This is a genomic window from Mesorhizobium sp. A556 (genome assembly GCF_054489545.1).
The window spans coordinates 62,986-81,497 of sequence record NZ_JBTMXA010000002.1 but is presented as its reverse complement, the minus strand read 5'-3'; the positions used below and the strand labels follow the sequence as shown (position 1 = coordinate 81,497).

The 18,512-nt window shown below is 63.6% G+C and carries 21 protein-coding genes; 10 read left to right on the top strand and 11 right to left on the bottom strand.

All coding sequences use genetic code 11. The features are described 5' to 3' along the window. Window positions 1-52 precede the first annotated feature (52 nt). From ACX3P0_RS04935 to hrcA, 3 genes are all read right to left on the bottom strand, one after another. Entirely contained in the window at window positions 53-1,402 is a 1,350-nt protein-coding gene (locus tag ACX3P0_RS04935; protein WP_459086970.1) for a PQQ-dependent sugar dehydrogenase, read from the bottom strand. 117 nt (window positions 1,403-1,519) lie between these two features. Beyond that, entirely contained in the window at window positions 1,520-1,717 is a 198-nt protein-coding gene (locus tag ACX3P0_RS04930) for a hypothetical protein (RefSeq protein WP_459080687.1), read from the bottom strand. A gap of 28 nt (window positions 1,718-1,745) precedes the next feature. Further along, on the bottom strand, window positions 1,746-2,831 hold the full coding sequence (gene hrcA, locus ACX3P0_RS04925) for a heat-inducible transcriptional repressor HrcA (protein ID WP_459080688.1): 1,086 nt from the start codon (window positions 2,829-2,831) through the stop codon (window positions 1,746-1,748). A gap of 146 nt (window positions 2,832-2,977) precedes the next feature. Here hrcA and rph point away from each other — a divergent pair, with 146 nt between their 5' ends. The 7 genes from rph to ACX3P0_RS04890 all read left to right on the top strand — a co-directional run bounded on the left by rph (window position 2,978) and on the right by ACX3P0_RS04890 (window position 7,613). After that, complete coding sequence (gene rph, locus ACX3P0_RS04920; RefSeq protein ID WP_459086968.1) at window positions 2,978-3,694, top strand: ribonuclease PH; 717 nt, start codon at window positions 2,978-2,980, stop codon at window positions 3,692-3,694. Between the two features lie 16 nt (window positions 3,695-3,710). Beyond that, on the top strand, window positions 3,711-4,121 hold the full coding sequence (locus ACX3P0_RS04915) for a VOC family protein (protein WP_459086966.1): 411 nt from the start codon (window positions 3,711-3,713) through the stop codon (window positions 4,119-4,121). Then, window positions 4,121-4,777 carry an RdgB/HAM1 family non-canonical purine NTP pyrophosphatase gene (gene rdgB / locus ACX3P0_RS04910; RefSeq protein WP_459086964.1) on the top strand — a complete coding sequence of 219 codons (657 nt, stop codon included), beginning with the start codon at window positions 4,121-4,123 and terminating at the stop codon, window positions 4,775-4,777. The genes ACX3P0_RS04915 and rdgB overlap by 1 nt, the downstream gene beginning before the upstream one ends. After that, window positions 4,774-5,937 (top strand): radical SAM family heme chaperone HemW, encoded by a 1,164-nt coding sequence (hemW, locus tag ACX3P0_RS04905; protein WP_459086963.1) that lies wholly within the window; start codon window positions 4,774-4,776, stop codon window positions 5,935-5,937. Before rdgB ends, hemW begins: the two co-directional genes overlap by 4 nt. Before the next feature lie 63 nt (window positions 5,938-6,000). Further along, the gene (gene rsmI, locus ACX3P0_RS04900; protein WP_459086962.1) at window positions 6,001-6,894 is read left to right on the top strand and encodes a 16S rRNA (cytidine(1402)-2'-O)-methyltransferase; all 894 of its coding nucleotides are present in this window, start codon (window positions 6,001-6,003) and stop codon (window positions 6,892-6,894) included. A gap of 8 nt (window positions 6,895-6,902) precedes the next feature. Then, entirely contained in the window at window positions 6,903-7,298 is a 396-nt protein-coding gene (locus ACX3P0_RS04895) for a YraN family protein (RefSeq protein WP_459086960.1), read from the top strand. An 84-nt stretch (window positions 7,299-7,382) separates the two neighbouring features. Beyond that, window positions 7,383-7,613 carry a DUF3297 family protein gene (locus ACX3P0_RS04890; RefSeq protein ID WP_459080695.1) on the top strand — a complete coding sequence of 77 codons (231 nt, stop codon included), beginning with the start codon at window positions 7,383-7,385 and terminating at the stop codon, window positions 7,611-7,613. 23 nt (window positions 7,614-7,636) lie between these two features. Here the strand turns inward: ACX3P0_RS04890 and ACX3P0_RS04885 are convergent, their stop codons facing one another. Both ACX3P0_RS04885 and ACX3P0_RS04880 read right to left on the bottom strand, forming a co-directional pair. Continuing rightward, window positions 7,637-7,912: an acylphosphatase gene (locus ACX3P0_RS04885; protein WP_459086958.1), complete on the bottom strand. Its 276-nt coding sequence runs from the start codon at window positions 7,910-7,912 to the stop codon at window positions 7,637-7,639. After that, a complete protein-coding gene (locus tag ACX3P0_RS04880) occupies window positions 7,909-9,276 on the bottom strand; it encodes a cytochrome P450 (protein WP_459086956.1) in 1,368 nt (455 codons plus the stop codon). The genes ACX3P0_RS04885 and ACX3P0_RS04880 overlap by 4 nt, the downstream gene beginning before the upstream one ends. A gap of 150 nt (window positions 9,277-9,426) precedes the next feature. Here ACX3P0_RS04880 and ACX3P0_RS04875 point away from each other — a divergent pair, with 150 nt between their 5' ends. The 3 genes from ACX3P0_RS04875 (at window position 9,427) to ACX3P0_RS04865 (ending at window position 13,795) form a co-directional block, all read left to right on the top strand. Beyond that, on the top strand, window positions 9,427-9,999 hold the full coding sequence (locus ACX3P0_RS04875) for an NADPH-dependent FMN reductase (RefSeq protein ID WP_459086954.1): 573 nt from the start codon (window positions 9,427-9,429) through the stop codon (window positions 9,997-9,999). A gap of 179 nt (window positions 10,000-10,178) precedes the next feature. After that, a complete protein-coding gene (gene gyrB / locus ACX3P0_RS04870) occupies window positions 10,179-12,650 on the top strand; it encodes a DNA topoisomerase (ATP-hydrolyzing) subunit B (protein WP_459086952.1) in 2,472 nt (823 codons plus the stop codon). Window positions 12,651-12,877: 227 nt separating this feature from the next. Next, window positions 12,878-13,795, top strand: coding sequence for a hypothetical protein (locus tag ACX3P0_RS04865; protein ID WP_459086950.1), 918 nt, complete (start codon window positions 12,878-12,880; stop codon window positions 13,793-13,795). A 66-nt stretch (window positions 13,796-13,861) separates the two neighbouring features. Here ACX3P0_RS04865 and ACX3P0_RS04860 read toward each other — a convergent pair whose 3' ends face one another. The 6 genes from ACX3P0_RS04860 to ACX3P0_RS04835 form a co-directional block, all read right to left on the bottom strand. Continuing rightward, on the bottom strand, window positions 13,862-15,262 hold the full coding sequence (locus tag ACX3P0_RS04860) for an NAD(P)(+) transhydrogenase (Re/Si-specific) subunit beta (RefSeq protein ID WP_459086948.1): 1,401 nt from the start codon (window positions 15,260-15,262) through the stop codon (window positions 13,862-13,864). 1 nt (window position 15,263) lies between these two features. Then, entirely contained in the window at window positions 15,264-15,686 is a 423-nt protein-coding gene (locus tag ACX3P0_RS04855) for an NAD(P) transhydrogenase subunit alpha part 2 (RefSeq protein ID WP_459086947.1), read from the bottom strand. Continuing rightward, a complete protein-coding gene (locus ACX3P0_RS04850; RefSeq protein ID WP_459086946.1) occupies window positions 15,683-16,957 on the bottom strand; it encodes a Re/Si-specific NAD(P)(+) transhydrogenase subunit alpha in 1,275 nt (424 codons plus the stop codon). Before ACX3P0_RS04850 ends, ACX3P0_RS04855 begins: the two co-directional genes overlap by 4 nt. 84 nt (window positions 16,958-17,041) lie before the next feature. Next, window positions 17,042-17,269: an aa3-type cytochrome c oxidase subunit IV gene (locus tag ACX3P0_RS04845; protein WP_459086944.1), complete on the bottom strand. Its 228-nt coding sequence runs from the start codon at window positions 17,267-17,269 to the stop codon at window positions 17,042-17,044. A 170-nt stretch (window positions 17,270-17,439) separates the two neighbouring features. After that, on the bottom strand, window positions 17,440-17,589 hold the full coding sequence (locus tag ACX3P0_RS04840; protein ID WP_459086942.1) for a DUF3096 domain-containing protein: 150 nt from the start codon (window positions 17,587-17,589) through the stop codon (window positions 17,440-17,442). A 94-nt stretch (window positions 17,590-17,683) separates the two neighbouring features. Beyond that, window positions 17,684-18,460 (bottom strand): N-acyl amino acid synthase FeeM domain-containing protein, encoded by a 777-nt coding sequence (locus ACX3P0_RS04835; protein WP_459086940.1) that lies wholly within the window; start codon window positions 18,458-18,460, stop codon window positions 17,684-17,686. Between the last annotated feature and the right edge of the window lie 52 nt (window positions 18,461-18,512).

Sequence of the window (18,512 nt, the reverse complement as noted above, 5' to 3'; positions counted from 1 at the left end):
TCGACATGCCCGTCAGGCGCGTCAGGCATCCGATTGAACCGGCCGCCGGCCGTCAGCTTTTAGGAGCGTCATGGACGACGCGCCAGATCGTGCCGGAACCGTCCTCGGTAACGATGAGCGCGCCGTCTTTCGCGACCGCCACGCCGACCGGACGGCCCCACACCTGTGCGTCGGAAACGACGAAGCCGGTCATGAAATCCTCGTACTCGCCGGTCGGCCTGCCGTCCTTGAATTTCAGGCGAACCACCTTGTAGCCCGTGCGCGCACCCCGGTTCCACGAACCATGCAGCGCAACGAAGGCGTCGCCCTTGTAGTCGGCGGGGAAATTTGCACCCTCATAGAAGGCGATGTTCAGCGGTGCCGAATGCGCCTGCATCAACACGTCGGGCACCGTGGTCTTGCCGGCAAGATCGGGGCGCTCGCCGGCATGGCGCGGGTCCTCGTGCTCGCCGATGTAAGTCCACGGCCAGCCATAGAACGCGCCCTGCCGGACGGTCGTGGCGTATTCGAACGGAACGTTGTCGCCCAGCCCGTCGCGCTCGTTGACAACGCACCACAACGCGCCCGTGGCCGGCTGTACCGTCATGCCGGAGCAATTGCGCAAACCCGTTGCAACGACCCGCTCGTTGTTGCCGTCCGGGTCGAAGGCGCGAACTTCGGCCCTGCCCTGCTCCGAACCCCAGGCGGCTCCCAGCGGCGCGGAGGCCGTCCATGCCTCGAGCCCGCCGGCGGGCGCGCTGCCGATGTCTTCGGCCACGTTCGAGCCGGAACCGACGGACAAATAAAGCGTCTTGCCGTCCGCCGAGAAGGCGATGTCGCGCGTCCAGTGATGGTTCGAGGGAATGCCGGCGACGACGGTTTCCGGCTTGTCCGACGCTTCGAGGTCGCCGGACTTGTAGGGGAAGCGGACGACGCTGTTGGAATTGGCGACATAGACCCATTGCGGATCTACAGCCGGATGGAAGGCTATGCCGTAGGGTTGGTGCAGGCCTTTGGCGAAGACCGCGTCCCTGGGCTTTTCACCGGGGTCGCCCAGGCGATAGACCAGCACGCGGTTGGCCCTGGAATCCGAGATGAAAAGGTCGCCGTTCGGCGCTACACGCACGACGCGCGGACTGCGCAGGCCGGATGCGATCAACTCGGCCGAAAAACCCGGCGGCAAGTGCGGCCGGGCGTCCTTCGGCATCGCCACCTTGTCGGCGCTGTTCGAAGCCGATTCCGTCACGAACGGCTTTTGCAGATCGTCCGGCCGGATCAGGCGGCGAACGCCCGGCCCATCCTGCCGCCAGTCGCCAAACGCGGCTTCGCCTTTCAGGACAGTATCGTCCGCCTGCTGGGCGTAGGCCGCTCCAGCGGCAAGAAAAAGCGCGGCGATGGCGCTTAGGGCGGCGAGGCGGTGCATCGCTGTCTCCATGAAGTGAACCAGGAAGGCAAACCGGCCGAGGCCATGGCCGTTCCGTTGCGCACGAGGATGTGAACGGCCTGCTGCAAGAAGACCGGAGGACACGGATGGCGGGGATCAGGTTCCCGCTTCGTAAAAATCGTCGTCCAATCGCTTTTCCAACTGCACGAGATCGGCCGGCAGCGGCATGCCCATGGCGCGCATCTCCGACAACTTTTCCCGGAGCTGTTCCTGAATTTCGTGCTGATCCTGCGGCTGGTTGATCATCTCTTCCATCAAGAGGGCAATCTGGGCCTTGAACTGTTCGAGCGCCATTTTTGTCTCCCTGCAGAGCCGGATACGATCAGCGCAGCATGCGGGAAATAAGCTGCGCCGTATAGTCGACCATCGGAACGATGCGCGCATAATTCAGGCGCGTCGGCCCGATGACGCCAAGCGCGCCGACGACGCGGGCGTCCTTGTCGCGATAGGGCGCGACCACCAGCGACGAGCCGGACAGCGAGAACAGCTTGTTTTCCGAGCCGATGAAGATGCGCACGCCCGAGCCCTGCTCGGCAAGGTCGAGCAGTTGCATCAGCCCTTCCTGCGTCTCCATGTCCTCGAACAGGTGGCGCAGAAGCTCGATGTCGGCCTGCGCGGTGACGTTTTCCAGCAGATTGGCGCGGCCGCGCACGATAAGCCGCGCCGGCAGGCCGCCTTCGGTGCCGGCCCATACCGCCAGTCCCTTTTCCACCAGGCCTTGCGACAGCGAATCGAGGGCGAGCCTGGTCTCCTCCTTGAGGCGCGCGATCTCCACCCTGGCCTCAGCCAGCGTGCGACCGCGAATATGGGCGTTGAGGAAATTCGAGGCCTCGTGCAACTGCGAAACCGTTATGCCGGCCGGCAGATCGACGACGCGGTTTTCGACATCGCCGTTTTGCGATACGAGCACGGTCAGCGCCTTGGTCGGCTCAAGCTGGATGAATTCGATGTGCTTCAGCGCCACTTCGTTCTTGGCGGTCAGCACAAGGCCCGCACCCCGCGACATGCCCGACAGCATCTGGCTGGCGTCCGTCAGCATGTGTTCAAGCGTCATGCCCGAGCCGGACGCCTTCACCTGCGCTTCGATGGAACGGCGCTCCTCGTCGGACAGGTCACCCAGTTCCATGAAAGCGTCGACGAAGAAGCGAAGCCCGGTCTGCGTCGGCAGGCGTCCGGCCGAGATATGCGGTGCATAGATCAGGCCGAGATGCTCCAGATCGCTCATCACGTTGCGCACGGTGGCCGGCGACAGCGATGAGGGCAAGATGCGCGACAGCGATCGCGAGCCGACCGGCTCGCCGTCCTTGAGATAGGATTCGACGATGCGCCGGAAAATATCGCGCGAGCGCATGTCGAGCGACTGCAACGCCGGCGACTGCATGTTCGGATCGGTGATCGGCTTGGTCATCGGAGCAAAAACCTCTGTCCTGAGGATATAGAGGTGGATGCCGGGGACGCAAGCCGGGGTGCGTCGAGGGCCTTTTCCTTTGCGCCTTGCTTCTCATGCGGCTACAAGCCGGCCAGGATTTCCAAACTCACGAGAAAGATGCCCGAATGCGCCCTTCCAAACGCCAGTTCGACGAAATGCGTGCCATCTCCTTCGAACGCGGCATCTCCAAGCATGCGGAAGGCTCCTGCCTGATCAAGTTCGGCGACACGCATGTCCTGTGCACGGCGAGCCTCGAGGAAAAGGTGCCGGGCTGGATGCGCAATTCCGGCAAGGGTTGGGTGACGGCGGAATACGGCATGCTGCCGCGCTCGACCGGCGACCGCATGCGCCGCGAGGCGTCCTCCGGCAAGCAGGGCGGGCGCACGCTGGAGATCCAGCGGCTGATCGGACGGAGCTTGCGCGCCGTGATCGATCTGCAAGCGTTGGGCGAACGGCAGATCACCGTCGACTGCGACGTCATCCAGGCGGATGGCGGCACCCGCACCGCCTCGATCACCGGCGGCTGGGTAGCGCTTTACGATTGCCTGCGCTGGATGGAAGCGCGCCAGATGGCGAGCGTCCAGCGCGTGCTGAAAGACCATGTCGCGGCGATTTCCTGCGGCATCCATGATGGCCAGCCGGTCATCGATCTTGACTATCCGGAAGATTCGACCGCCGGCACCGACGCCAATTTCGTCATGACCGGCAAGGGCGGAATCGTGGAAATCCAGGGCACCGCCGAAGGCGAGCCGTTCTCCGAGGAACAGTTTTCCGCGCTGATGGGACTGGCCAAGAAGGGCATCGCGCGGCTGGTGGATCTGCAGAAAATGGCGGTGGGGTGAGGGGCAGCGTCACGCCATGACCCCCTCCGCCATCCTCGAATCCGCGCTGTACGTCACCGATCTCGATGCGGCGGAAGCGTTTTATGCCGAGGTGCTGGGGCTGGAAAAGATCGCGAGCGTCGCCAACCGCCACGTCTTTTTCAAATGCGGATCGGGCGTGTTGCTCTTGTTCAATGCCGAGGCGACGCGCCAGCCGCCCTCGCCCGACGCGAGGCTGCCGGTGCCGCCACATGGGACGACCGGGCAAGGTCATCTGTGCTTTGCCGCCACGGCTGAGGAAATCGCGGATTGGAAGATCCATCTCGAGGCGAGAACCATCGCTATCGAGGCCGATTTCGAGTGGCCAGGCGGTGGCCGCTCAATCTATTTTCGCGATCCCTCCGGCAATTCGCTGGAATTCACTGAGCCAAGAATCTGGAACCTGTGATGCATTCTCTCAATGGGAAAAAAATCGTCGTCGCCAGCCATAATGAAGGCAAGCTGCGCGAATTCGCCGATTTGATGGGGCCGTTCGGCTTCGAGGCGAAATCGGCCAAGGAATACGACCTGCCCGAGCCGGACGAAACCGGCACCACCTTCGAGGAAAACGCCTATATCAAGGCGTTCGCGGCGGCCAGCGCCACCGGCCTGCCGGCGATGTCCGACGATTCCGGCCTGTGCGTGGACGCGCTCGACGGCGCGCCCGGCGTCTACACCGCCAACTGGGCCGAAACGCCCGAGGGAACGCGCGATTTCGGCATGGCCATGCAGCGCACCGAAGTGGCGATGCAGGAAGTCGGCGCGAAGGAACCGGCGGCCCGCACCGGCCGCTTCGTGGCGGTCATCTGCCTGGCGTTTCCCGATGGCGAGGCCGAATATTATCGCGGCGAGGTGGAAGGCCAGCTTGTATGGCCGCCACGCGGCGATGTCGGCTTCGGCTACGATCCGGTGTTCTTGCCGGACGGCTACGCCAAGACGTTCGGGGAAATGTCGGCGCAGGAAAAACACGGCTGGAAGCCAGGACAACCGGATGCGCTGTCGCACCGGGCGCGGGCCTTCCAGAAATTTGCGCAAGCAAGGCTGGCAAGGCTCGGCTCGGAATGATGATGAAACTCGACCGATCCCCCGGTTTCGGCATCTATATCCACTGGCCGTTCTGCGCGGCCAAGTGCCCTTATTGCGACTTCAACAGCCATGTCCGCCACCAGCCGGTCGATCAAGAGCGGTTTGCCCGCGCCTTCGAGACGGAGCTTGCCACCATGCGCGCCCGCACCGGGCCGCGCGAGGTCACCAGCATTTTTCTGGGCGGCGGCACGCCCTCGCTGATGAAGCCGGAAACGGTCGGTGCGGTGCTGGAGGCGGTCGCGAAACACTGGACGGTGCCGGCTGGCATCGAGGTGACGCTGGAGGCCAACCCCTCTTCCGTCGAGGCGGAGCGTTTTCGCGGCTACCGCGCCGCCGGCGTCAACCGCGTGTCGCTGGGCGTGCAGGCGCTGAACGATACGGACCTGCGTTTTCTCGGCCGGCTGCACAATGTGTCGGAGGCGCTCGTGGCCATCGGGCTGGCGCGCGAGATTTTCCCGCGCCTGTCGTTCGACCTGATCTATGCGCGGCCCGGCCAGACGCCGGAAGCATGGGAGGCCGAGCTTGAGCAGGCCATCGGCCACGCAGCCGACCATCTGTCGCTGTACCAGTTGACCATCGAGGAAGGCACGCCGTTCCACGCCCTGCACCGGGCGAAGAAATTCGCCATTCCCGACGACGACCATGCCGCCGAACTGTATGAAATCACGCAGGAGATCACCACGGCACGCGGCCTGCCGGCCTACGAGATTTCGAACCACGCCAAGCCCGGCGCGGAAAGCCGGCACAACCTCACCTATTGGCGCTACGGCGAATATGTCGGCGTCGGTCCCGGGGCGCATGGCCGCTTTGTCGAGAACGGCCACCGCGTGGTGACGATTGCTGAAAAGATGCCGGAGACCTGGGCCAATCTGGTCGAGGCCAAGGGGCACGGCGTGGTCGACGGCGAGATCCTCAGCCGCTCGGAAGAGGCCGACGAATTCCTGTTGATGGGCTTGCGGCTGGTCGAGGGCATCGATCTTGCCCGCTACGAGACATATTCGGGGCGCGGCCTGTCTTCGACGCGGCTGTCGACGCTGCAGGAGGAAGGGCTGGTCGCACCGGTCGGCAATTCGCGCCTGCGCGTCACGCCCGCCGGAATGATCGTGCTCGATGCGGTGGTGGCCGATCTGGCGCGCTGAAAAGGGCGCACCTTTGCCAAGCGGCGCCAAGCCGTGCCACACAGGGCGAAACAAGGGGTCCGCATGATCGGCGACGCGATCAAATACAGCTATGTGATCGGGCAAACGGAAATGACCGCCCGGCCGCTCGAGCCGGCGCTCTATCTGGTGGCGACGCCGATCGGCAATCTGGGCGACATCACGCTGCGCGCGCTGGAAACGCTGGCCGCCGCCGACATTCTCGCCTGCGAGGATACGCGGGTTTCGCGCGTGCTGCTTTCACGCTACGGCATCCGCCGCCGCACTACCGCCTATCACGAACACAATGCGGCCGAGGCCGGGCCGAAGCTGATCGCAGCGCTTGAACGGGGGCAAAGCGTGGCGCTGATTTCCGATGCCGGCACCCCGCTGATTTCCGATCCCGGCTACCGGCTGGTCGGCGAGGCGCAGGAGAAGAACATCCGCGTCGTGCCGATCCCCGGCGCTTCCGCCCCGCTCGCGGCGCTCACCGCCTCCGGCCTGCCCTCCGACGCCTTCCTGTTCGCCGGGTTCCTGCCGGTGAAGGCGGGGCAAAAGCTGACGCGGCTTCAGGAACTGAAAGCGGTGCCGGCGACGCTGATCTTCTTCGAATCGCCGCGCCGGCTTGCCGATACGCTGGCCGCCATGGTCGAGACTTATGGCGGCGCGCGAAAGGCCGCGATCGGGCGCGAACTGACCAAGACTTTCGAGGAGATGCGCCCCGGTACATTGCAGGCGCTGGCCGATCACTATTCGGCCGCCGATACGCCAAAAGGCGAAATCGTCATCTGCGTCGGCCCGCCGGAAACAACCGTGGAAGAACCGGCGGATATCGACCGGCTGCTTTTGGCCCTGGCAAGCGAGATGCCGGCTTCCAAGGCGGCGGGCGAAGCGGCAAAAATGACAGGCGGGCACAAGCAGGCGCTCTATCGGCGGCTGCTGGAGTTGAAGGAAGGTTGAAGGCGGCGGTGGCTGACCAGCGAGGCGAACGGCAAAAGACGCTGGCTCGGCGCAAATCGGCCTATCGGCGCGGGCATCGTGGCGAAGGGTTGGCGGCGCTGGCTTTGCGGCTGAAAGGCTTTCGCATCCTCGCCCGCCGCTACCGCACAAAACTCGGCGAGATCGACCTGATCGCGCGGCGCGGCGATCTGGTGCTGATCGTCGAGGTCAAGGCGCGCAGGACGCTGATCGAGGCGATGCAGGCCATCGCCCGCGAATCCGAACGGCGCATCGAGGGGGCGGCCGATCTGTGGCTGTCGCGCCAACCGGACTATGGCAGGCTGTCGGTGCGCTTCGACATGGTGGCGGTGTTGCCGTGGCGCTGGCCGGTGCATGTGGAGAATGTTTTCCACGGACGCAGCTGAAATAGACCCTTTCGGACTTGAAACCGTCACCGCTGCCGGTTATCGCCGGCTTGCCGGTCTTAGCCGGCCTACCGGAGATTGAAGATGACCCTGCCCGACAGAATGAGCATCGATGAGCGCAGCCCGTTCTACAATGCCGAAGCGCTTGAGCGCGGCGTCGGCATCCTCTTCAACGGCAAGGAGCGCGAAGACGTCAGCGAATATTGCGTGAGCGAAGGCTGGATACGCGTCGCCACGCCGAAATCCAAGGACCGCTACGGCCAGCCGCTGACCATCAAGCTGAAGGGCGAGGTAAAGCCCTTCGTCAAGGAATAGATTTTCGAGCCTACAACCGCGCGTTAGCCGGCGATGCGGAACCCGGTCGGCGCATCGGTGCTGTCGGCCGCTTCCGTCCTGACATCGGCCACGACGGCTCCGGCCGGCCCTTGCCAGAACCGCTCCAGCATGAGTGTGACAGCGCCGTCCGGCCCGGCGACGAGGGCTGCGACCGAGCCGTCCGGCTCGTTGCGCACCCAGCCTTTTAGGCCAAGCCGCTCGGCTTCTTCGCGCGCCCAGAAGCGGAAGCTTACGCCCTGCACGCGCCCGGTAATATGCACCTTATAGGCCCTGGTCATCGTCGTGTTACTTGCATTGGCAAGCCTCCCTGCGGCTGCGTGGTCAGTTTCTGGACCGGCCATGGCTTCGTCTCCGGTGTCGCGTCGAAGCGGAAGCGCGAAAGCAGCACCGCCAGCGCGATGATCGCCTCTTGCATGGCGAACGCCGCACCGATGCAGACACGCGGCCCTGCCCCGAACGGCAGATACTGGAAGCGGTCGATCTTTTCACGGTTTCCGGGATGGAAGCGCTCCGGCATGAAGGCGTCCGGCTGGTCCCACAGCTTGCGGTGGCGATGGATGACCCACGGCATCACCAGCACAGCGGCTTTCGGCGGAATGTACAAATCCTTGTAGTGTTCCGGTTCGATCGGCTCGCGGTTGATCGAGGGAGCCGGCGGGTAGAGCCGCAGCGCCTCGTCGAAGGCCGCGCGGGTCAGCGGCATCAAGTCCAGCCATTTGGCCGGGTCCGGCTCAGTAGCCAGCACGGCGTCGATCTCGCGCTCGATCGGCTCGCGCTCCCACGGCGCCTCGGCCAGGCAGTAGAGCGTCCAGCCGAGCGCGCGCGCCGTCGTTTCATGCCCGGCACCGATGAAGGTGATGATGTTGTCCTCGACCTCGGCGCGGGTCAGCCCGTCCGGCCCCTCGGCGCGCAGAAGCAGGGTGAGAAAATCCTCCGGTGCACCATTTGGATCCCGCTTCAGCCGATCCTCGCGCAGCGAAACCGTGTCGGTAACGATTTTTCGGAAATAGGCCATGGTCTTGCGGCCGCGGATGCGGGTCAGGCGCGGCAGCCAGTCCGGCGCGCGCAGAAGATCCAGCGGATCGACCCGGCCCATGGTTTCCAGCAGGCGGTCGATATCCTGCGCGAACGTGCCCTTCTCGCCCGCGATCTCGCCCGAAAACAGCGTCTCGGAGAGGATTTCGTAGGTCAGCATGGTCATGTCGTGGGCGATTTCCGAGACCGTGCCGTCCTCGTAGCGCTCCACGAACTCCAGCGTGCGCTTCAGCATCGGCTGCGCGAACCCAAAGATGTGGCGCGGCGTGAACACTGGGGCCATCGCCTTGCGCGAGCGCTTCCACACCTCGCCCTCGGCCGTCAGCAGGCCGTCGCGCAGGATCGGGCGCAGGATTTTCTGGCGCACCGTCGCCATCTTGTAGTTTTTGGCGTTGTCGACCAACACATGGCGGATGAGGCCGGGATCGTTGGCAATGACCAGCGGACCGCCGATGCCGTTCACCGAAATCCACGGTTCGTTGTAGGTCGCCTCGCCCCACAATTCGAGCGGGTTGCGGTGGACGATGCGGATCATCTCCAGCGCCGAGGGCGGCGAGGTGCGCGGCTTCGGTGCTGGCGGAACGAAGGGGGCGGGCCGGGCGTCCATGGCGTTCTCCGATATGCAACCAATGTAGGGAGGAGGCGAGGCAACGTCCACGTGACCGATGAGTTACCAAAAGGTGCCTGCTTGCCCGATAGGATCATCCGTCATAAATGACAGTCACCAACGGATACCACCTACAATCAGGAGTTTACCTTGAAGCACCAATTGAGCATCATCGTCGGCAGCACCCGCCCCGGCCGCGTCGGCCCGGTCTACGCCGAATGGCTGGAGGGTTTAGCGCGCGCGCATGGCGGGTTCGAGCCGGTGCTGACGGATATCGCGGCCTTCAACCTGCCGATCCTGGACGAGCCGCATCATCCGCGCCTCGGCAAATACGAGCATGAGCACACCAAAGCGTGGGCGAAGGCGATCGACGCCGCCGATGCCTTCGTGTTCGTGACGCCGGAGTATAATTATTTCGCCGCCCCCGCGATCGTAAACGCCGTCGACTATCTGTCGAACGAATGGGCCTACAAGCCGGCCGGCTTCCTCTCCTATGGCGGCGTCTCGGGCGGCATGCGCTCGGTGCAGGCGGTCAAGCCGCTGCTGACCACGGTCAAGGTGATGCCGATCCCGGAGGCTGTGGTGCTGCCGATGCATTCGAATTTGCGGGACGACAGCGGCGTTTTCAATCCGGGCGCGCAAGTGCTTTCGGGCGCAAAGATCATGCTGGACGAGCTTCTGCGCTGGAGCGAAGCGCTGAAGCCGCTGCGGAGCGCCGCATAGTTCATCGACCGTTCGCGGCGTGATTTCGAGCGGCGGTTCCAGCCGGCTCGCAATCTGTGCTCAAATGCCTGCAAACCTTGGAAAATCGGCCGCAAAGGCCTATATCTGGGTGAGCATCGGGCCGCGATTCGCGGCCCTTTTTCCGAGCGCTTTAAGCTGCAGCAATCGAACGGATTTTCATGAGCGACCAGACCGACACCGCCACTGGCGTGCCAGATGAGTACGGCGCCGATTCCATCAAGGTTTTGAAGGGGTTGGATGCCGTCCGCAAGCGGCCCGGCATGTATATCGGCGACACCGACGACGGTTCGGGCCTGCACCACATGGTCTATGAGGTGGTCGACAACGCCATCGACGAGGCATTGGCCGGTCACGCAGATCTTGTTTCAGTGGCGCTCAACCCTGACGGTTCGGTCAGCGTGGCGGACAACGGGCGCGGCATTCCGACCGCCATCCACACCGGCGAAGGTATTTCGGCGGCCGAAGTGATCATGACGCAGCTGCATGCCGGCGGCAAATTCGACCAGAATTCCTACAAGGTTTCGGGCGGCCTGCACGGCGTCGGCGTCTCTGTGGTCAATGCGCTCTCTTCGTGGCTGAAGATGAAGATCCGCCGCCATGGTCATATCCACGAAATGAGTTTTACGCACGGGAATGCCGATGCGCCGCTTAAAGTCACCGGGGACTATGAGGAAAACAATCTGCCCGGCACCTATGAGGGCCGCAGCGGGACGGAGATTTCGTTCTTCCCCTCGACCGACACGTTCACCATGATCGATTTCGACTTCGAAACGCTGGAACACCGGTTGCGCGAACTGGCCTTCCTGAACTCGGGCGTGCGTATCCTGCTGACCGACAAGCGGCACGCCGACGTGGTGCACAAGGAACTGCACTATGACGGAGGGCTGGAAGAGTTCGTCAAATATCTCGACCGCGCCAAGAAGCCGCTGCTCGACAAGCCCGTCGCCATCCGCGCCGAGCGCGACGGCATCACCGTCGAAGTCGCGATGTGGTGGAACGACAGCTACCACGAGAACGTGCTGGCCTTCACCAACAACATTCCGCAGCGCGACGGCGGCACCCATCTGGCCGGCTTTCGTGGCGCGCTGACACGCCAGATCACCGGTTATGGCGAAAGCTCGGGCCTGACCAAGAAGGAAAAGGTCGGGCTGATCGGCGATGATTGCCGCGAGGGGCTGACGGCCGTGCTTTCGGTAAAAGTTCCCGATCCGAAATTCTCTTCGCAGACCAAGGACAAGCTGGTTTCCTCGGAAGTCCGCCCGGTGGTCGAAGGCCTCGTCAACGAGGCGCTCGGCACCTGGCTGGAAGAGCATCCGAGCGAAGGCAAGATCGTGATCGAGAAGGTCATCCAGGCGGCGGCGGCGCGCGAGGCGGCGCGCAAGGCGCGCGACATCACCCGCAAAAGCTCGCTCAGCGTCAGTTCGCTGCCGGGCAAGCTGGCCGACTGCCAGGAGAAAGACCCGGCGAAGTCCGAACTGTTCATCGTCGAGGGTGACTCGGCCGGCGGCTCGGCCAAGGGCGGGCGCTCGCGCCAGAACCAGGCGATCCTGCCGCTACGCGGAAAGATCCTCAATGTCGAGCGGGCGCGCTTCGACCGCATGCTCGGCTCCGAGATGATCGGCACGCTGATTACGGCGCTTGGCACCTCGATCGGCAAGGACGAGTTCAACGCCGACAAGCTGCGCTACCACAAGATCATCCTCATGACCGACGCCGACGTCGACGGCGCGCATATCCGCACCCTGCTCTTGACCTTCTTCTTCCGGCAGATGCCGGAACTGATCGAGCGCGGCCACCTCTACATAGCCCAGCCGCCGCTCTACAAGGTGACGCGCGGCAAGAGTTCGCAATACATCAAGGACGAAGCCGCCTTCGAGGAATTTTTGATCGGCTCCGGTCTGGAAGAAGCCTCGCTGACGCTGGGCTCGGGCGAAGTGCGCATCGGTCAGGATCTGCGTTCCGTCATCGACGACGCGCTGGCCGTTCGCCATCTCATCAACGGCCTGCACACGCGCTACAGCCATGCGGTGGTCGAGCAGGCGGCGATTGCCGGGGGTCTCAACCCGGAAACCTTTGTCGATCTCGCCCATGCAAACCAGATGGCCGAACGGATTGCAAAGCGCCTCGACATCATCGCCGAGGAGACCGAACGCGGCTGGACCGGCCGCATGTCGACCTCCAATGAGGGCGTCGGCGGTTATGTGTTCGAGCGCACCGTGCGCAGCGTCAAGGAATACGCGCATCTCGACCTGGCGCTGATCAACTCGGCCGATGCGCGCCAGCTCGACCGCTATGCGCCACGCCTCGGCGAAATCTACGACCAGCCGCCCGTGCTGCGGCGTAAGGAAGTGTCGGAGACGATCGCCGGGCCGCTGGCGCTGCTCAACGCCATTTTCGCCACCGGCCGCAAGGGCCTGACCATGCAGCGCTACAAGGGGCTGGGCGAAATGAACGCCGAGCAGCTTTGGGAAACCACGCTCGATCCAAATGTGCGCTCGTTGCTGCAGGTCAGGGTCAACGATGCGGCCGGCGCCGATTCGCTGTTTACGCGCCTGATGGGCGACGAGGTGGAGCCGCGCCGCGAATTCATTCAGGACAACGCCCTGTCGGTCGCCAATCTCGACATCTGACCGCGCAGCGTAACGGCGCGCGGCAGGCTGTGCCGCGCTCTGGCGATCAGATTCGGTGTAAATTTCAACCGGCCGATCGGAACGGAAAGTCGCCTGTCACATTGTGAGCATGCACCTCACCATCGTAACAGGAGATTGTCATGGGTCGCGGTATTCTGCTCTGGTTGCTCGGTATTCCTATTCCGATCATCATCCTTATCCTTCTGTTCCTGCGATAGGTGGGCGCCATGCAAGCCACCGTTTCCGCCGTGGAAGTCGCCGGACCCGTCGAATCGTCATCCTCCGCCGTCAGCTGGGGGCCGATTATCGCGGGCGCATTCGCGGCCTCCACACTGACCTTCATCCTGATGCTGCTCGGCTCCGGCCTTGGCCTCACCATGGTATCGCCATGGTCGGGTTCAGGCGCCAGCATCACCACCTTTGCCGCGTCCACGGCCGTCTGGCTGGTGGTCGTGCAATGGCTTTCGTCGGGCGTTGGCGGCTACCTGACCGGGCGGCTTCGTACCCGATGGGTCGGCGTCCATACCGACGAGACCTATTTTCGCGACACCGCGCACGGCTTCCTGGCATGGGCGCTTGCCACGCTTCTCGTCGTGGGCATCCTGGGGTCGGCGCTCACATCCCTCATCGGCGGCGGCGTGCAAGCGGCTTCGACCGTCGTCTCGGGCGTTGCCCAGGGCGCTTCGACCGTGGCCTCGTCAAGCGGCGCTGGCGACAATGCTGGTAATGCAACGTCCTATTTCGTCGATTCGCTGTTCCGGCCATCCGACCCTGCCAAACTGACGGCTCCAGGTAGCGAAGGCGACGCGGCAGCCACCGCGCAAGCCTCCCGCATCCTCATCGCCAGTGCTGCCGAGGGTACGGTTTCCGACGAAGACAAGACCTATCTGTCGCAACTGGTGGCGGCACGCACGGGTCTTTCCGAAGCGGACGCCAAGGCGCGCGTCGACGCCATGCTCGCCAAGGTGGAGGACACCAAGGTTAAGACACAGCAGGCCGCCGATACGGCCCGCAAGGCGGCGGCTACCTTCGCGCTGATCGCTGCTCTTTCGCTGGTCATCGGCGCGTTTATCGCCAGTGCCGCCGCAGTCCTCGGCGGCCAGCAGCGCGACGACGAGGAGACGCTTTACCTCGCCCAACGCTGACACCGCTGCGCAACGAAAAAGCCCGGCGCGAAGCCGGGCTTTTTTCATGGTCGCAATTCGCGTTGCCTAGTGATCCATCGCCTTGACGATTTCCTCGGTCATCTTCTTGGCGTCGCCGAGCAGCATCATGGTGCCGTCCTTGTAGAACAGCGTGTTGTCGATGCCGGCATAGCCGGAGCCGAGCGAGCGCTTGACGAAAAGGCAGGTGCGCGCCTTGTCGACGTCGAGGATCGGCATGCCGTAGATCGGCGAGGACTTGTCGTCGCGCGCCGATGGGTTGGTGACGTCGTTGGCGCCGATGACATAGGCGACGTCGGCCTGCGCGAATTCGGAGTTGATGTCCTCCAGTTCGAACACCTCGTCATAGGGCACATTGGCTTCGGCCAGAAGCACGTTCATATGGCCGGGCATACGGCCGGCGACCGGATGGATAGCGTATTTGACCTCGACGCCGTTGGCCTTGAGCTTGTCGGCCATTTCGCGCAGCGCGTGCTGCGCCTGCGCCACCGCCATGCCGTAACCCGGCACGATGATAACTTTCTGGGCGTTCATCATCAGGTAGGCGGCGTCGTCGGCCGATCCCTGCTTGACGGTGCGCTCGATGCCGTCGTCGCTTTTCGCGGCAGCCGCATCGCCGCCGAAGCCGCCGAGAATGACCGAGATGAAGGAGCGGTTCATGCCCTTGCACATGATGTAGGACAGGATCGCGCCGGACGAGCCGACCAGAGCGCCGGTGATGATGAGCGCCAGATTGCCGAGCGTGAAGCCCAGTGCCGCCGCTGCCCAGCCGGAGTAGGAATTGAGCATCGAGATGACGACCGGCATGTCCGCGCCGCCGATCGGCACGATCAGCAGCACGCCAAGCACCAGCGAGACGGCGACGATCAGCCAGAACACGAGCTTGGCTTCCGTGGCGACCAGCAGCACGATCAACACGACCAGCGCCAGCGCCAGCAGGATATTGATGACGTGTCGCGCCGGCAGCATGATCGGCTTGCCCGACATGCGCCCGTCGAGCTTCAAAAAGGCGATGATCGAGCCGGTGAAGGTGATCGCGCCGATGGCCACGCCAAGGCTCATTTCGACCAGCGCCTGCGCGTGGATCGAGCCGACCTCGCCGATGCCGAAGCTGTGCGGCGCATAGATGGCGGCAGCCGCCACCATGACGGCGGCAAAACCGACCAGCGAATGGAAGGCCGCGATCAATTGCGGCATGGCCGTCATGGCGATGCGGCGCGCGATATAGGCACCGACACCGCCGCCTATGGCCAACCCAAGCACGATCAGGCCGAAGCCGCTTGGCGACGGAACCGCCAGCGCCAGCGTGGTGACGATGGCGATACCCATGCCGACCATGCCGTAGGTATTGCCCTTGCGGCTGGTGGTCGGATGCGACAGGCCGCGCAGCGCCAGGATGAACAGGATGCCCGAAACGAGGTAGAGGAAAGAGGCGAAGTTCGCGTTCACTTCACTTTTCCTTCTTCTTGTACATGGCGAGCATGCGCTGGGTGACCAGGAAGCCGCCGAAGATGTTGACCGAGACCAGCAGCAGCGCCACGAAGCCGAAGCCGGTGGCCGCCCCCGCCGCCGATACGCCAACCGCCAGAAGCGCGCCCACCACGATGACCGAGGAAATGGCGTTGGTGACGGCCATCAACGGGGTGTGCAGGGCCGGCGTCACCGACCACACCACGTAATAGCCGACGAAGATCGCCAGCACGAAAATGGCGAAGCGAAACACGAACGGGTCGATCGCGCCGCCCGACAGCGCATGCGCCGTATTGGCCGCCGCATCGCCGGGGCCGGCGGTGGCCAGATCCTGGATGGCCATGCGCACGGCGGCGGACGCCTGGTCGAGCTGGTCAAGCGCTTTTTGCAAGGCTTCCATCATGCGGTCCCCTTCGATTTGCTTGGCATCGGCTTCTTCGCGGCGGCAGTCTTTTTAGACGCTGCCTTGGCACGCGGCGCGGAGGCGTCGGCGACCATGGTCGTTGCGGGAATGGCTGCCGGCTCGACGCGCGGCTGTTCGGCCTTGGCGAAGGCTGGATGCACAATCTTGCCGCCATCGGTCAGCATGGTCGCCTTGACCAGATCGTCCTCGCGGTTGATGGCAAGCTGCTTGGTCGTCTTGTCGACCAGCGTCTCGAGGAAGGCATAAAGGTTCCGGGCGTAAAGCAGCGAGGCTGAAGCGGCGATACGGCCCGACACATTGAGATGGCCGACGATCTTGACGTCGTTGGCGGTGGTCACGACCTTGCCGGCTTGCGCACCCTCGACATTGCCGCCGCGCTCGACCGCCAGGTCGATGATGACCGAACCCGGCTTCATCGAGGCCACCATCGCCGCCGAGATCAGCTTCGGCGCGGGCCGGCCGGGGATCAGCGCCGTGGTGATGACGATGTCCTGCTTGGCGATATGCTCGGCGGTCAGTGCCGCCTGCTTGGCCTGGTATTCCTTCGACATTTCCTTGGCGTAGCCGCCCGCCGTCTCGGCCGCCTTGAATTCCTCGTCCTCGACCGCGAGGAACTTTGCGCCGAGCGAGGCGACCTGCTCCTTGGCGGCGGGGCGAACGTCGGTCGCGGTGACGACCGCACCAAGACGCCGCGCCGTGGCGATGGCCTGAAGGCCGGCAACGCCGACACCCATAATGAAGATCTTCGCGGCAGGCACCGTGCCCGCCGCCGTCATCATCATCGGCAGCGCGCGGTCGTATTCGGCCGCTCCGTCGATCACCGCCTGATAGCCGGCCAGGTTGGCCTGCGAGGACAAAACGTCCATCGACTGCGCGCGGGTAATGCGCGGCATGAATTCCATAGAAAATGCGGTGACGCCGGCCTTGGCGAGAGCGGCAACCGCCGCGTCGTTGCCGTAAGGGTCCATGGTGGCGAGAACCGCCGCGCCTTGTCTGTAGTTCTTCAACTCGCCATCGGTGGGACGGCGCACCTTCAACACGACATCCGCCTTGGCCACATCCGAGGCTTTGCCAATGACGGCGCCAGCTTTCGAATACTCGTCGTCCGTAATGCGCGAGAGTGTGCCGGCGCCAGCTTCAACGATCACGGTGAGCCCAAGCGCTGCGAGCCGCTTTACCGTATCCGGCGAAGCCGCGACACGTGTTTCCGTCGCATCGACTTCACGAGGGATAAATACCGTCTGTCCCACCGCAAGTTCCTTTCGGCTGACATTCAATGTCCGGCAGGGCGCCGGCTGCGCCCGCAACAGCGCGCTGGAAGCGGATCGAAAGGCCTAGCGGAGAATGTAGCCGCCGACGATCAGGATCAGGATGAAGAGGATTGTCGCCGAAAAGAACCCGGCCGAGGTGAAGAAGCCGAACGCCATGGCGATGAGAACGGCGGCGCAGAAGAGCGAGCCGTATTTGGCCAGCATCATAAACCCGTGATAGGTGCGCTCATGCTCCGGGTAGTCCATATTCGCGCCCAATTCGACCGGGCCGGTCGGTGTGTGATCAGCCATGAGAATACCCTCCGAAATCGTCTTAAGCGCACATAGCGAAAAGCCGGGCGTAGGGCAATGGGTGTGATGCCGCACCAGCCGATTGGTTACAGACTTCTTGCAGGCCAATCGACACTTGTTGCATCGGCACCGAGGCGAATTTCAAGATCAATACGCCAGCCGAAGCCGGCTCAGTGTGCGAGATTGGGAAACAGCCCGAGCAGGCCGACAACGATCAGGTAAATGGCGACGATGTAGTTCAAAAGCCGTGGCATCACCAGGATAAGGACACCCGCGACCAGCGAGATCAACGGCGTCAGCGTCAAGATGGAAAAGGTCATTTTCAGCTCCGCGTTTCGTTTGCGCGGTCCAACAACGTTGAAGGCCGCCGAAAGCTCCGAGCCGGTTTGCAAAAATCGGGCCGGTTTGCAAAAATCAGGCCGCTTCGCGGAAATATTTGGCCGTGGGCAGGATCGTCAATGGCGCAAGCTCGCCCCTGCCCGGCGTTTCGAACAGCATGCGCCGCTCCATCGGCGTCGAGCGAAAGAACGGAAAGCGCGCATAATAGCGCTCCTTGTTGGCGTAGGGATTTGTACGGAACAGGACAACCTTGTTGAAGACGCCGGGATAGGATCGTGCCTCGCTGATCTGTTCGGAATAGTAGATGCGCCGGTAGAACCCTGCGTGATCATCACGCACCGTCGAAAGGCCATAGGAGGCCTCGAAGTAGAAGCAGGCCATGCCGGCCAGCCGTAGCGTGACATAGGCCAGTTGCGGGTAAACGCGCGTCCATTCGGGATCGGATGCGAACCTGCTCATGCAGACAAAGGTGTCACCGGCATCGAGCATGGGCAGGACGATATCGCCAAACGCCTTGGTCGAGGGCGACGCCGGCTCGATCTTCGTCACATGATGGATGCGCATGGTGCTGAGAAGGCGCTGGTCGATATAGATGCCGAAGCGATGCACGTTCGCGGTTTCGTCCAGTTCGTCGCTGATCGAATGGCGCTCGTCGTCCGGAACCATGTCGTTGGACCGATAGGCCTTGTAACGAAGCCGGTAGATGTCCTCGAGATCCTCGCCCTTGTCGCACCGGCGATACTCGACCTTTTCCAACAGCGAGAACACCTTGCTCGCAAAGCTGGATGTTCCGAAATCACGCGCCGCCGCATCGCCGGCGCCCGGGTCGGGCACCATCTGCCGAATATCCATTTCGCACCCCGTATTCCACCGCAATGAAAGGGTAGGCAGCGAGGCGCGCATG